The sequence below is a fragment of the Pseudomonas sp. NPDC089392 genome (assembly GCF_044749595.1).
Lineage (GTDB): Bacteria > Pseudomonadota > Gammaproteobacteria > Pseudomonadales > Pseudomonadaceae > Aquipseudomonas.
The window spans coordinates 189,066-203,654 of the sequence record NZ_JBIVIF010000007.1 but is presented as its reverse complement, the minus strand read 5'-3'; the positions used below and the strand labels follow the sequence as shown (position 1 = coordinate 203,654).

The 14,589-nt window shown below is 63.0% G+C and carries 11 protein-coding genes; 6 read left to right on the top strand and 5 right to left on the bottom strand.

Annotated features, from left to right (window positions below):
• Positions 1 to 339: 339 nt before the first annotated feature.
• Positions 340 to 972, bottom strand: a complete 633-nt coding sequence (gene ttgR / locus ACIP1G_RS09795) for an efflux transport transcriptional regulator TtgR (RefSeq protein WP_400735953.1) — start codon at positions 970 to 972, stop codon at positions 340 to 342.
• Positions 973 to 1,229: 257 nt separating this feature from the next.
• On the opposite strand from ttgR, the gene ttgA reads away from it, so the two are divergent.
• The 6 genes from ttgA to ACIP1G_RS09765 all read left to right on the top strand — a co-directional run bounded on the left by ttgA (position 1,230) and on the right by ACIP1G_RS09765 (position 10,393).
• Entirely contained in the window at positions 1,230 to 2,384 is a 1,155-nt protein-coding gene (gene ttgA / locus ACIP1G_RS09790) for a toluene efflux RND transporter periplasmic adaptor subunit TtgA (RefSeq protein WP_400735950.1), read from the top strand.
• Positions 2,385 to 2,387: 3 nt separating this feature from the next.
• A complete protein-coding gene (gene ttgB, locus ACIP1G_RS09785) occupies positions 2,388 to 5,540 on the top strand; it encodes a multidrug efflux RND transporter permease subunit TtgB (protein ID WP_400735947.1) in 3,153 nt (1,050 codons plus the stop codon).
• Positions 5,537 to 6,991, top strand: coding sequence for an AdeC/AdeK/OprM family multidrug efflux complex outer membrane factor (locus tag ACIP1G_RS09780; protein WP_400735944.1), 1,455 nt, complete (start codon positions 5,537 to 5,539; stop codon positions 6,989 to 6,991). Before ttgB ends, ACIP1G_RS09780 begins: the two co-directional genes overlap by 4 nt.
• A gap of 342 nt (positions 6,992 to 7,333) precedes the next feature.
• Positions 7,334 to 8,590: an OprD family porin gene (locus ACIP1G_RS09775; RefSeq protein WP_400735941.1), complete on the top strand. Its 1,257-nt coding sequence runs from the start codon at positions 7,334 to 7,336 to the stop codon at positions 8,588 to 8,590.
• A 190-nt stretch (positions 8,591 to 8,780) separates the two neighbouring features.
• Positions 8,781 to 9,704 (top strand): LysR family transcriptional regulator, encoded by a 924-nt coding sequence (locus ACIP1G_RS09770; protein ID WP_400735939.1) that lies wholly within the window; start codon positions 8,781 to 8,783, stop codon positions 9,702 to 9,704.
• Positions 9,705 to 9,880: 176 nt separating this feature from the next.
• Complete coding sequence (locus ACIP1G_RS09765) at positions 9,881 to 10,393, top strand: DUF962 domain-containing protein (protein WP_400735936.1); 513 nt, start codon at positions 9,881 to 9,883, stop codon at positions 10,391 to 10,393.
• A 140-nt stretch (positions 10,394 to 10,533) separates the two neighbouring features.
• On the opposite strand, the gene pcaC is transcribed toward ACIP1G_RS09765, so the two are convergent.
• The 4 genes from pcaC to ACIP1G_RS09745 are packed head-to-tail and all read right to left on the bottom strand — an operon-like array spanning position 10,534 to position 14,391.
• A complete protein-coding gene (pcaC, locus tag ACIP1G_RS09760) occupies positions 10,534 to 10,926 on the bottom strand; it encodes a 4-carboxymuconolactone decarboxylase (protein ID WP_400735934.1) in 393 nt (130 codons plus the stop codon).
• Between the two features lie 10 nt (positions 10,927 to 10,936).
• Complete coding sequence (gene pcaD, locus ACIP1G_RS09755) at positions 10,937 to 11,728, bottom strand: 3-oxoadipate enol-lactonase (protein ID WP_400735931.1); 792 nt, start codon at positions 11,726 to 11,728, stop codon at positions 10,937 to 10,939.
• Between the two features lie 11 nt (positions 11,729 to 11,739).
• Positions 11,740 to 13,092: a 3-carboxy-cis,cis-muconate cycloisomerase gene (locus tag ACIP1G_RS09750; protein WP_400735928.1), complete on the bottom strand. Its 1,353-nt coding sequence runs from the start codon at positions 13,090 to 13,092 to the stop codon at positions 11,740 to 11,742.
• A gap of 9 nt (positions 13,093 to 13,101) precedes the next feature.
• On the bottom strand, positions 13,102 to 14,391 hold the full coding sequence (locus tag ACIP1G_RS09745; protein ID WP_400735925.1) for an MFS family transporter: 1,290 nt from the start codon (positions 14,389 to 14,391) through the stop codon (positions 13,102 to 13,104).
• Between the last annotated feature and the right edge of the window lie 198 nt (positions 14,392 to 14,589).

Sequence of the window (14,589 nt, the reverse complement as noted above, 5' to 3'; positions counted from 1 at the left end):
GGCCGCTTTGCAGAACAGGGCTCTATGTAGGAGCAGCCTTGTGCTGCGAATGTCCGGTACAGGTCAAGCACTTGTATCAGCCATGCGGCCCTATTCGCAGCACAAGGCTGCTCCTACAAGGGTTTGCATCCCCCTGTAGGAGCGGCCTTGTGTCGCGATCGGGCTGCAAAGCAGCCCCAGGATTTCAGCAGCGCTGCAAAAATTGCTGGGGCTGCTTTGCAGCCCGATCGCGACACAAGGCCGCTCCTACAGGATCTGTGCCCTTTTTCAGGTACCTGGAAGCTTTAATCCCCTGTTAATACAAAGAGGAAACACTCCCTCACAATCCTTAACAAAGTGTCATTTGCGCAGCGCGGGGCTCAAGCGCAGCATATCCAGCCCGGTGTCGACCCATTTTTCGACATCGGCCAGCAGATCGACGCTGTCAGGCAGCAACAGCCAGCGCCCGATCAGGCCATCGACATAGGCAAACATGGCCACCGCCGCGCGCTCGACATCCAGCTCGCCAGGCAACTGGCCCCGGCGCACTGCATTGGCCAACGCCAGGGTAATGCCCTTGTGGCAATCCAGCACCGCACCTTGGCGCTGCTGGCGAATTTCACACATGTCATCGGTGAACTCGCACTTGTGATGCAGGATTTCATTGATACGCCGGGTTCGGGCATCGAGCACCAGCTCGTTGAACACCTGCAGCAGCAGCTTGCGCATGCAGCCAAGCGGGTCGACTTCGTCCTCGCTTTCGCTCGCCCGTGCCAAGTGGTCATGGGTTTCGTGCAGGCTGTCGAGCAACGCCTGCACCAACTCGGCCTTGTTGTTGAAGTGCCAGTAGATCGCCCCCCGCGTCACACCCGCCAGCTCGGCGATGTCGGCCAGGGTGGTTCGCGCAACCCCGCGCTTGTAGAAGGCCTTTTCCGCCGCCTCGATGATCTGGGCGCGGGTTTCCTGGGCTTCTTCTTTGGTTCTACGGACCATGGCAGTACAACCTCATCTGGCCCGAACGCGCAGCGCGTGCGGGGAACGCTCCGGGGGCACCTCTGCAGGGTGCCTCGCGGATGAGCTAATCAAGGGCTGTGGCAGTAACCGAGTACAACCCAGCGGTATTTACAAACAACCATGAATGTAAGTATATTCCTTAGCAAGCTATTTATCCACCGGATAGCACTTTTTCCAGATCAAGACTCTTCCATTACTCTTGAGCGTCTCCCTGCTCCAGCGACCCGAGGATCCTCATGCAATTCAAGCCAGCCGTTACCGCTCTGGTTTCCGCCGTCGCCCTGGCAACCCTGCTCAGTGGCTGTAAGAAAGAAGAAGCAGCGCCTGCGGCGCAGGCTCCTCAGGTCGGCGTCGTGACCATCCAGCCGCAAGCCTTCACCCTGACCTCGGAATTGCCGGGGCGTACCAGTGCCTACCGCGTCGCCGAAGTGCGCCCGCAGGTCAATGGCATCATCCTCAAGCGCCTGTTCAAGGAAGGCAGTGAGGTCAAGGAAGGCCAGCAGCTGTACCAGATCGACCCTGCCGTGTACGAAGCCACCCTGGCCAATGCCCAGGCCAACCTGCAGTCCACCCGCTCGCTGGCCGAGCGCTACAAGCAGCTGGTAAACGAACAGGCTGTATCGAAGCAGGAATACGACGATGCCAGTGCCAAACGATTGCAGGCCGAAGCTTCGCTGAAAAGCGCGCAGATCGACCTGCGCTACACCAAGGTCCTGGCGCCGATCAGCGGCCGTATCGGCCGTTCTTCGGTCACCGAAGGTGCGCTGGTGAACAACGGCCAGACCAACGCCATGGCCACCATCCAGCAACTCGACCCGATCTACGTCGACGTCACCCAGTCCACCGCCGAGCTGCTCAAGCTGCGCCGTGACCTGGAAAGCGGCCAACTGCAAAAGGCTGGCGACAACGCCGCCTCGGTCCAGTTGGTGCTGGAAGACGGCAGCCTGTTCAAGCAGGAAGGCCGCCTGGAATTCTCCGAAGTCGCGGTCGACGAGACCACCGGCTCGGTAACCCTGCGCGCGCTCTTCCCCAACCCCGATCACACCCTGCTGCCAGGCATGTTCGTGCATGCGCGGCTGAAGGCCGGGGTCAACGCCAACGCCATCCTGGCCCCGCAACAGGGCGTGACCCGCGACCTGAAAGGCGCACCGACCGCACTGGTGGTCAACCAGGAGAACAAGGTGGAACTGCGCCAACTCAAGGCCAACCGCACCCTGGGCAGCGACTGGCTGATCGAGGAAGGCCTCAACCCAGGTGACCGTCTGATCACCGAAGGCCTGCAGTTCGTGCGCCCAGGCGTCGAGGTCAAGGTCAGCGATGCCACCAACGTCAAGAAGCCGGCCCGCCCTGATCAGGCCAACGCGGCGAAAGCAGACGCCAAAGCGGAGTAAACCATGTCGAAGTTCTTTATCGATCGCCCGATCTTTGCCTGGGTGATCGCCTTGGTGATCATGCTGGTCGGGGCCCTGTCGATCCTGAAGCTGCCGATCAACCAGTACCCCAGCATCGCGCCGCCGGCTATCGCCATCGCCGTGACCTACCCGGGCGCCTCGGCGCAAACCGTGCAGGACACCGTGGTGCAGGTGATCGAGCAGCAGCTCAACGGTATCGACAACCTGCGTTATGTGTCGTCGGAAAGTAACTCCGACGGCAGCATGACCATTACCGCCACCTTCGAGCAGGGCACCAACCCCGACACCGCGCAGGTACAGGTACAGAACAAACTGAACCTGGCCACCCCGCTGCTGCCGCAAGAAGTGCAGCAGCAAGGTATCCGCGTTACCAAGGCAGTGAAGAACTTCCTGCTGGTGATCGGCCTGGTGTCCGAAGACGGCAGCATGACCAAGGACGACCTGGCCAACTACATCGTCTCCAACATGCAGGACCCGATCTCGCGTACCGCAGGTGTGGGTGACTTCCAGGTGTTCGGTGCGCAGTACGCCATGCGTATCTGGCTCGATCCGGCCAAGCTGAACAAGTTCCAGCTGACCCCGGTCGACGTCAAGACCGCGGTAGCCGCGCAGAACGTGCAGGTCTCCTCCGGCCAGCTCGGCGGCCTGCCGGCCATGCCGGGTACCCAGCTGAACGCCACCATCATCGGCAAGACCCGCCTGCAAACCGCCGAGCAGTTCGAGAAGATCCTGCTCAAGGTCAACAACGATGGTTCGCAGGTACGCCTGGGTGATGTCGCCCAAGTCGGCCTGGGTGGTGAAAACTATGCAGTCAGCGCCCAGTTCAACGGCAAGCCGGCCTCCGGCCTTGCGGTAAAACTGGCCACCGGCGCCAACGCCCTGGACACTGCCAAGGCACTGCGCAAGACCATCAGCGACCTGGAACCGTTCTTCCCGCCTGGGGTGAAAGCGGTATTCCCGTATGACACCACCCCGGTGGTCACCGAATCGATCAGCGGCGTGATCCACACCCTGATCGAGGCCGTGGTCCTGGTGTTCCTGGTGATGTACCTGTTCCTGCAGAACTTCCGCGCCACCATCATCACCACCATGACCGTACCGGTGGTGTTGCTGGGTACTTTCGGCATCCTTGCCGCTGCGGGCTTCAGCATCAACACCCTGACCATGTTCGCCATGGTCCTGGCCATCGGCTTGCTGGTGGACGACGCCATCGTCGTGGTGGAGAACGTCGAGCGGGTGATGTCCGAGGAAGGCTTGCCGCCCAAGGAGGCCACCAAGCGCTCGATGGAGCAGATCCAGGGGGCGCTGGTGGGTATCGCCCTGGTGCTCTCGGCAGTACTGCTGCCCATGGCATTCTTCGGTGGTTCCACAGGTGTGATCTACCGGCAGTTCTCCATCACCATCGTTTCGGCCATGGGCCTGTCGGTGCTGGTGGCGCTTATCTTCACCCCGGCGCTGTGCGCCACCATGCTCAAGCCGCTGAAGAAGGGCGAGCACCACACGGCCAAGGGCGGGTTCTTTGGCTGGTTCAACCGCAATTTCGACCGCAGCGTAAACGGCTACGAGCGCAGCGTGGGCACCATCCTGCGCAACAAGGCACCGTTCCTGCTGGCCTATGCGCTGATCGTGGTCGGCATGATCTGGCTGTTCGCCCGAATTCCTACCGCCTTCCTGCCGGAAGAAGACCAAGGCGTACTGTTCGCCCAGGTGCAGACCCCGGCCGGCTCCAGTGCCGAGCGCACCCAGGTGGTAGTCGACCAGATGCGTGAGTACTTGCTCAAGGACGAAGCCGACACCGTGTCGTCGGTGTTCACCGTGACCGGCTTCAACTTTGCCGGCCGTGGCCAGAGCTCGGGCATGGCGTTCATCATGCTCAAGCCATGGGGCGAGCGTTCGGCCGAGAACAGCGTGTTCAACCTGTCGCAACGTGCCCAGCAACACTTCTTCAGCTTCCGCGACGCGATGGTGTTCGCCTTCGCTCCGCCTGCGGTACTCGAACTGGGTAACGCCACCGGCTTCGACGTGTTCCTGCAGGACCGCGCCGGTGTTGGCCACGAGAAGCTGATGGAAGCGCGCAACCAGTTCCTGGCCAAGGCCTCCCAAAGCAAGATCCTCATGGCGGTGCGCCCGAACGGCCTGAACGACGAGCCGCAGTACCAGCTGACCATCGATGACGAACGTGCCAGCGCCTTGGGCGTGACCATCGCCGACATCAACAACACCCTGTCGATTGCCCTGGGTGCCAGCTACGTCAACGACTTCATCGACCGTGGTCGGGTCAAGAAGGTGTACATCCAGGGCGAGCCGAATGCGCGGATGAGCCCGGAAGACCTGCAGAAGTGGTACGTGCGCAATGGCGCTGGCGAAATGGTGCCGTTCTCCTCCTTCGCCAAGGGTGAATGGAGCTACGGTTCGCCGAAGCTGTCGCGCTACAACGGCGTCGAGGCGATGGAGATTCTGGGTGCACCAGCACCGGGCTACAGTACCGGTGAAGCCATGGCCGAGGTCGAACGCATCGTTGGCGAACTGCCTTCCGGCATCGGCTACTCCTGGACAGGCATGTCTTACGAGGAAAAACTCTCCGGCTCGCAAATGCCGGCGCTGTTCGCCCTCTCGATCCTGTTCGTGTTCCTGTGCCTGGCAGCCCTGTATGAAAGCTGGTCGATCCCGATCGCCGTGGTGCTGGTAGTGCCGCTGGGGATCATCGGTGCGCTCATTGCAACCAGCCTGCGCGGGTTGTCCAACGACGTGTACTTCCTGGTCGGCCTGTTGACCACCATCGGCCTGGCGGCAAAAAACGCGATCCTGATCGTCGAATTCGCCAAGGAACTGCACGAGCAAGGCCGCAGCCTGTACGACGCGACGATCGAGGCCTGCCGCATGCGTCTGCGCCCGATCATCATGACCTCGCTGGCGTTCATCCTCGGCGTGGTACCGTTGACCATTGCCAGCGGCGCTGGCGCCGGCAGCCAGCACGCCATTGGTACTGGCGTAATTGGCGGCATGATCAGTGCGACCGTGCTGGCTATCTTCTGGGTACCACTGTTCTTCGTCGCAGTGTCGTCGGTGTTCGGCAGCAAAGAGCCGGAAAAAGACGTCACCCCTGAAACTCCACGTTATGAGGCTGGGCAATGACCAAGTCTTTGTTGTCCCTGGCGGTAACCGCTTTCATTCTTGGCGGCTGCTCGCTGATCCCCGACTACCAGACCCCGGAATCGCCGGCGGCTGCGCAGTGGCCGCAAGGCCCTGCGTACTCGCCGACGCAGTCGGCGGACGTTGCCGCCGCCGAACAGGGCTGGCGCCAGTTCTTCCACGACCCGGCGCTGCAGCAGCTGATCCAGACTTCGCTGGTCAACAACCGCGACCTGCGCGTCGCGGCGTTGAACATCGACGCCTACCGCGCGCAGTACCGCATCCAGCGGGCCGACCTGTTCCCGGCGGTTTCGGCCGACGGCAGCGGCAGCCGCCAGCGGGTACCGGCGAACATGTCGCAAACCGGTGAATCGGGCATCACCAGCCAGTACTCGGCCACCCTGGGTGTCAGTGCTTATGAGCTGGACCTGTTCGGCCGTGTACGCAGCCTGACCGAGCAAGCCCTGGAAACCTACCTGTCCAGCGAGCAGGCGCGTCGCTCCACGCAAATCGCCCTGGTGGCCAGCGTGGCCAACGCCTACTACACCTGGCAGGCCGACCAGGCGCTGTTCAAGCTGACCGAAGAAACGCTGAAGACCTACGAGGAAAGCTACAACCTCACCCGTCGCAGCAACGAAGTCGGCGTGGCGTCGGCGCTGGATGTCAGCCAGGCGCGTACCGCCGTGGAAGGCGCCCGGGTCAAGTACTCGCAGTACCAACGCCTGGTCGCCCAGGACGTCAACAGCCTGACCGTGCTGCTGGGCACCGGCATTCCTGCCGACCTGGCCAAGCCGCTGGAGCTCAACGCCGACCAGCTGGCCGAAGTACCGGCCGGCCTGCCGTCGGACATCCTCCAGCGCCGCCCGGACATCCAGGAAGCCGAGCACCTGCTCAAGGCCGCCAACGCCAACATCGGCGCGGCCCGCGCAGCGTTCTTCCCGAGCATCAGCCTGACGGCCAACGCCGGCAGCCTGAGCCCCGACATGGGTCACCTGTTCTCGGGCGGCCAAGGCACCTGGCTGTTCCAGCCGCAGATCAACCTGCCGATCTTCAACGCCGGCAGCCTGAAGGCCAGCCTGGACTACTCGAAGATCCAGAAGGACATCAACGTCGCCAAGTACGAAAAGACCATCCAGACCGCCTTCCAGGAAGTCTCCGATGGCCTGGCGGCGCGCAAGACCTTCGAAGAGCAGCTGCAGGCCCAGCGTGATCTGGTGCAGGCCAACCAGGACTACTACCGCCTGGCTGAACGCCGCTACCGCATCGGTATCGACAGCAACCTGACCTTCCTCGATGCCCAGCGCAACCTGTTCAGCGCCCAGCAATCGCTGATCACAGACCGCCTTTTGCAGCTGACCAGCGAGGTCAACCTGTACAAGGCACTTGGCGGTGGCTGGTACGAGCAAACCGGGCAGGCTAACCAGCAGGCATCGGTGGACGCACCGAAAGGCTGATTGAAGCTGCTACAGCAACAAGCCCACCCTTAGCGGTGGGCTTTTTGTTTTGTGTTGCCTGTGCCGGCCTATTCGCGGGTAAACCCGCTCCTACAGGGATCTCCACCCGTTGTAGGAGCGGGTTTACCCGCGAATAGGCCCGCACAGGAAAATTATTAACCACTTGGAACATTCCGTTCGATTATCGCCCCGTTCCGTTTGCGACGAATTGCCTCACCCCTGCCCAACCCCGCACCATCCTCCCACGCAACGTTGCTCAAGTTCATCCAGAAAAGACCCGCACCTGCTGGCTCGACCCCGCAGTGCACCGGCTCGCCCATAAAAACAAGAGATCCACGACAGATGAGCACATTGCAACCCGCACGCCAGCTGCTGCCCGGCCTGTTGGCCATGTCCTGCGCCCTCCCCGTGTTCGCCGCCGACCAAGGTGGTTTCATGGAGGACGCCAAGGCCAGCCTCAACCTGCGCAACTTCTACATCAACCGCAACTTCGTCGACCCGGCCTACCCACAGGGCAAGGCTGAAGAATGGACGCAAAGCTTCATCCTCGACGCTCGCTCCGGCTTCACCCAGGGCGTCGTTGGCTTCGGCGTAGACGTACTGGGCTTGTACTCGGTCAAGCTCGACGGCGGTAAAGGCACCACCAATACCCAACTGCTGCCGGTGCATGACGACGGCCGCCCCGCCGATGACTTCGGCCGCCTGGGTGTGGCGCTGAAAGCCAAGCTTTCCGAAACCGAGCTGAAAGTCGGTGAATGGATGCCGGTACTGCCGATCCTGCGCTCGGACGATGGCCGCTCGCTGCCTCAGACCTTCCGCGGTGGCCAGCTGACCTCGAAGGAGATCGCCGGCCTGACCCTGTACGGCGGCCAGTTCCGCGGCAACAGCCCGCGCAACGATGCCAGCATGGAAGACATGTCGCTCAACGGTAAGGCCGCATTCACCTCCGACCGTTTCAACTTCGGCGGCGGCGAATACACCTTCAACGACAAGCGCACCATGATCGGCCTGTGGGATGCCCAGCTCAAAGACATCTACCACCAGCAGTACCTCAACCTGACGCACAGCCAGCCGCTGGGTGACTGGACCCTGGGCGCCAACCTGGGCTACTTCATCGGCAAGGAAGACGGTGCCGAACGCGCCGGCGAGCTGGACAACCGCACCGCCTCGGCCCTGCTCTCGGCACGCTACCAGGGCCACACCGTCTACGTCGGCCTGCAGAAGGTCAGCGGCGACAACGCCTGGTTGCGGGTCAACGGCACCAGTGGCGGTACCCTGGCCAACGACAGCTACAACTCCAGCTTCGACAATGCCAAGGAACGTTCCTGGCAGGTGCGCCATGACTTCAACTTCGCCAGCGTCGGCGTACCCGGCCTGACCCTGATGAACCGCTATATCAAAGGTGACAACGTTACCGCTGGCGGTGTGGATGATGGCAAGGAATGGGCGCGGGAGAGCGAGCTGGCCTATGTGGTGCAGTCGGGCAGCTTCAAGGACCTGTCGGTGAAATGGCGCAACTCCACCATGCGCCGGGACTTCAGCACCAATGCCTTTGATGAGAACCGGCTGATCGTGAGTTACCCTTTGAATCTCCTCTGAGCCTACTGGCCTATTCGCGGGTGAACCCGCTCCTACAACGGGTGGGGAACTGTGGGAGCGGGTTTACCCGCGAAGAGGCCCGACGCACCAGCAAATAACTTTAAGAAATAAACAAATCAATAAACCTTCTTTTACAATATATGCAGTAACCGCTTGAATAGGCCCCTGATCCCCGCCCCAGAGTCATGACATGGACCTCCGTCAGCTGCGTTACTTCATCGCCCTCACCGAATACCGCAGTTTCGTCCGTGCCGCCGAGGCCATGGGCATCACCCAACCCGCCTTCAGCCGCGCCATCCAGAGCCTGGAACACAGCTTTGGCTGCCCCCTCGTCGACCGCGCCAGCAAAACCCTGCCACCCACCCCCGAAGGCCAGGTAGTGCTGCAACACGCCCGCCGCTTGGTGCAGGGCGCCGCGCAGCTGAGCAATGAAGTGCTGCAGATGACCAAGCTCGACGCCGGCGAACTGCACTTCGGCAGCGGCCCGGCCCTGGCCGTGCGCCTGGTGCCCGAAGCCTTGCGTCACTTCATCGAGCGCCACCCAGGCATCCGCACTTCGCTGCTGGTGGATAACGCCGAACGCCTCGGCCAGGCCCTGCGCCGCGAGCAAATCGAGTTTTTCGTCGACGATATCCGCCCGTTCGAGGCCGACCCCAACTTCCACACCGAGCCGTTGTCGCCCCGCCCCGGCCTGTTCTTCTGCCGCCCAGGGCACCCGTTGCTGGCCAAGGACAGCCTGTCGACCAACGACCTGTTCAGCTACCCGCTGGCCAGCGCCCTGCTCGCCCCCGGCGTACGCAAGCGCCTGGCCAACCTGAGTGGGCGCAGTGATTTCACCCCGCACCTGCAGACCGAGCACCTGGCGGTGCTGCGCAGCGTGGTGCAGGCCAGCGACGCCATCGGCACCGCCAGCGAAGAGGCCGTGGCCGAAGACCTGGCCAGCGGCCGCCTGGTGCGCCTGCACTGGCGCAATCTGCCGCCGGCGCTGGAAGTGCTGAGCGTGCGCTGTGGGGTAGTCAGCCGCAGTGGCTACCGTCTGTCGCCTGCGGCGCGGGCGATGATCGAGACCCTGGTGGGGCTGGATATGCCAGTGCGGGCTGCTGCCATTCGCTGAGCTGATGATGGTGGTGGCTGCGGGCTATCCTGAGCTAAATGGGTTGCCTGTACCGGCCTCTTCGCGGGTGAACCCGCTCCTACAGCGGTTCGCGCAATCTTGTAGGAGCGGGTTTACCCGCGAAGAGGCCGGTACAGGCAACACACCCCGACCAGGCAAACCAGGGAAGCACACCAATGAAAACCCTCGTCGACCACCTGAGCCAATACGCCAGCTACCACCGCGACCCGCGCAACATCGCCACCCATTTCATCGGCATCCCCATGATCGTGCTGGCCGTCACCATCCTGCTGTCACGCCCAGGCTGGAGCGTGGCCGGCATGTGGCTGTCCCCTGCCCTGCTGGCAGCGGCCGCCTCGGTATGGTTCTACCTGCGCCTGGACCTGCGTTTTGGCCTGGTGATGGGTTTGTTGCTAGGGCTGTGCCTGTGGGTTGGCCAGGTGCTGGCCATGCAGGCGACGGGGCTGTGGTTAAGCGCCGGGTTGGGGGCGCTTGTGCTGGGCTGGATCATCCAGTTCGTCGGCCATTACTACGAAGGCCGCAAACCGGCATTTGTCGACGACGTCAGCGGGTTGATCATCGGGCCGCTGTTCGTGGTGGCTGAAGCGGCGTTCATGCTGGGCTTGTGCCCGACTCTGAAGCGCGCCGTCGAAGACAACGCAGGTCCGGTAGCCATGCGCTCTTTGTAGGAGCGGCCTTGTGTCGCGATGGGCCGCAAAGCGGCCCCGGCAATATCGGCTGCAAAGCTGAAATCCTGGGGCCGCTTCGCGCCTCATCCGACCGGTACGGCGCCCCGGCAAGGCCGCTCCTGCAGGGGACCGCGTAACAGTCAGTTACGCGACTCTACACCCAACTCATCCCACACCGACTCAGCCATGTGGAAGGTGGCATTGGCCGCCGGAATGCCGCAGTAGATCGCACTCTGCATGAGCACTTCCTTGATCTCGTCGCGGGTCACGCCGTTGTTCGCCGCCGCACGCAGGTGCAGCTTCAGCTCGTCATTGCGGTTCATGCCAATCAGCATGGCAATGGTGATCAGGCTGCGGGTATGCCGTGGCAGGCCTGGGCGGGTCCAGATGTCGCCCCAGGCGTGGCGGGTGATCATTTCCTGAAACTCGCCGTTGAAGTCGTTGAGCTTCTCCAGGCTGCGGTCCACGTGGGCATCGCCAAGCACTGCACGGCGCACTTGCATACCGGCGTCGTAACGTTGTTTCTCGTCCATGGCGTAGTCCTCAGTGAGCCAGCAGGAAGTCGAGCACGCGGCGGCTGAACGCTTCGCCGATCTCGACGTTGGACAGGTGCGCCGCTGGGAAGTCGACGTACTCGGCACCAGCGATACCAGCCTGCATGAAGCGGCCATGCTCCGGGGTGGTGACCACGTCTTCGGTACCGGCAACGATCAGCGCCGGCACCTGGATGCGGCCCAGTTGCTCGCGGTAATCGGCGTCACGTACCGCCGCGCAGTTGCCGGCATAACCTTGGGGGCTGGTTTGCGCCAGCATCTGGCAAATGCGCTGGGCCTGTTCTGCCTGGGCCTGGGCAAAGCCCGGGGTGAACCAGCGGGCGATGGAGGCATCGCGCAGGTCGACCATGGCTTGCTGGCCGCCCTTGAGCACGGTGTCGATACGGGTGTTCCACACCTCGTCATTGGCGATCTTGGCGGCAGTGTTGCACAGGGTCAGGCTGTGCAGGCGCTCGCCCGCATTGATGCCCAGCCACTGGCCGATCAGGCCGCCCATCGACAGGCCAACGAAATGCGCCTTGGGGATGTCCAGGCTATCGAGCAAGGCCAGCACGTCACGGCCCAGCTGTTCGATGCTGTAAGGGCCCTCGGTGACCAGCGATGCGCCGTGGCCACGAGTGTCGTAACGCAGCACCCGGAAGTGCTGGCTCCACAGCGGAATCTGGGTGTCCCACATGCCCAGGTCAGTGCCCAGCGAGTTGGACAGGACCAGCACCGGGGCGTTTTCCGGGCCATCGATTTGGTAGTTCAAAACGCCATCGGCCAGTTGCAAGTGCGCCACAGCGGTCTCCTTCAGGCAGTGAAACGTTGATGTTCGGACACGGCACGCGCCACCCAGACGCGGGCCTGGCCCAGGTAATGTGCTGGGTCGAGCAAACGGTCGAGTTCTTCGCCAGTCAGCTCGGCGCTGACCTGTGGTTCGTCGCCCAGCACGGCACGCAGGTGGCGTTGCTCGGCCACCGCGCGCTGGCAGCATTGTTCCAGCAGGTGGTGGGCGCGGTCGCGGCCCAGGCGCTGGGCAAGGACAATGCTCACCGCTTCAGCCAGCACCAGGCCCTGGGTCAGCTCAAGGTTGCGGCGCATGCGCGCGGCATCCACCTCCATGCCCTCGGCGATCACCTGGGCCTGGCGCAAGGCGCCAGAGACCAGGCAGCAGATCTCCGGCAGGGTTTCCCATTCGGCATGCCACAGGCCGAGGCTGCGCTCGTGCTCCTGGGGCATGGCGCTGAATAGCGTCGAGACCAGGCCCGGCACACGGGTCGCTGCACCGATCAGCACGGCAGCACCCACCGGGTTGCGCTTGTGCGGCATGGTCGAAGAACCGCCCTTGCCCGGCGCAGAAGGCTCGAACACCTCCCCCGCCTCAGTTTGCATCAGCAGGCTGACATCGCGGCCAAACTTGCCCAGGCTACCGGCCACCAGGCCCAGCACCGAAGCAAACTCCACCAGGCGGTCGCGCTGGGTGTGCCACGGCTGCTCGGGCAGGGTCAGCTTGAGCTGCTCGGCCAGCGCCTCGGCCACCGGCATCGCTTTGCTGCCCAAGGCCGCCAGGCTGCCCGAGGCACCGCCGAACTGCAGCACCAGCAAACGCGGGCGCAGTTCCTGCAGGCGCTGGCGATGGCGGGTCAAGGCGCCCAGCACACCGGCCAGCTTCATGCCCAAGGTCACCGGTGTGGCGTGCTGCAACCAGGTGCGGCCCACCAAGGGCGTATCGGCATGCTTCAAGGCCTGTTGCGACAGGGTATCGGCCAGTTTGCCAAGGTCGGCTTCGATCAGGTCGAGGGCATTGCGCAACTGCAGCACCAGGCCGCTGTCCATCGCGTCCTGGCTGGTGGCGCCCAGGTGCACATAGCGCTCGGCTTCCGGCACGCCACTGGCGATCACCTTGCCCAACGCCTTCACCAGCGGGATCGCCGAGTTGCCAGCCGTGGCGATGGCATTGGCCAGCGCGCCAACGTCATAGCGCTCGGCCTGGCACGCCGCCTCGATGGCCGCCACGGCGCTGTGCGGGACCAGCCCGGCAGCCGCTTCGGCACGGGCCAGCGCGGCTTCGAAATCGAGCATGCCCTGCAGGCGGCCACGGTCGGAGAAAATCTCGCGCATGGCCGGCGCGGTGAAGTAAGCGTCGAACAGTTGGTTGCTCATGCAGCGTCCTTAGTGGTCATGGTGCAGGTACTCGGCCTGTTTCGGCAGGCGCAGGCTGAACAGGAAGGCAATCGCCATCATGGCCGTCACGTACCAGTAGAAAGTGTTTTCCATACCCAAGGTCTTCAGCCCCAGGGCCACGTATTCGGCCGAACCGCCGAATGCCGCGTTGGCCACCGCATAGGCCAGGCCCACGCCCAGCGCGCGCACCTGCGGCGGGAACATTTCGGCTTTCACCAGGCCACTGATCGAGGTGTAGAAACTGACGATGCACAGGGCCAGGGTGATCAGCACGAAGGCCATGAACGGGCTGCTCACGGTCTTCAGCGCCATCAGCAGTGGTACAGTAAAGATCGTGCCCAACGCACCGAACAGCAGCATCGAATTGCGCCGGCCGATGCGGTCGGAGAGCATGCCAAAAAACGGCTGCATCACCATGTAGAGGAACAGCGCGCCGGTCATCACGAAGCTGGCGGTCTTCGCAGGCATGCCTGCCGTGTTGACCAGGTACTTCTGCATGTAGGTGGTGAAGGTGTAGAAGATCAGCGAGCCACCGGCGGTGTAGCCCAGCACGGTGATGAACGCTGCAGTGTGGTTGCGGAACAGCCCTTTGATGGTGCCGGCGTCCTTGTCCTTGCGGGTTTCGGCGCTGCTGGTCTCGTGCAGCGAGCGGCGCAGCATCAGCGAAATCAGCGCGGCGATGGCGCCGACCACGAACGGAATGCGCCAGCCCCAGGCGCGCAGCTCTTCCTCGGTCAGCAGTTGTTGCATGATCACCACCACCAGCACCGCCAGCAATTGGCCGCCGATCAGGGTCACATACTGGAACGACGCGAAGAAGCCGCGCTGACCGCGCAGGGCCACTTCACTCATGTAGGTCGCGGTGGTGCCGTACTCGCCGCCTACCGACAGGCCCTGGATCAGCCGCGCAAGCAACAGCAGCGCCGGTGCCCAGGCACCGATGCTCGAATAGGTCGGCAAGCAGGCGATCATCAGCGAGCCGAAGCACATCATCAGCACCGAGATCATCAGGGAATTCTTGCGGCCATGGCGGTCGGCCAGGCGGCCGAAGATCCAGCCACCGATCGGGCGCATCAGGAAGCCTGCAGCAAATACACCGGCGGTGTTGAGCAGCTGCACGGTGGGGTCGTCGGAGGGGAAGAAGGACGCCGCGAAGTAGATCGCGCTGAAGGCATAGACGTAGAAGTCGAACCATTCCACCAGATTGCCCGAAGAGGCACCAACGATAGCGAAGATGCGTTTGCTGCGCTCTTCGCCGGTGTAATAGGTTGAGGTCATGGTGAGATTACTCCTGGAGGGTCACAGGTAATTCTAGACATACCTGGTAACACACTCGTTCCGCTTTGAGGCTGGCAATTGGCCTTGAGTCGTAAGTGCCGGCCTCTTCGCGGGACAAGCCCGCTCCCACAGGTTCCCGTTGTGCAGTGGGCAACGATTATCCTGTGGGAGCGGGCTTGTCCCGCGAAGAGGCCAGTA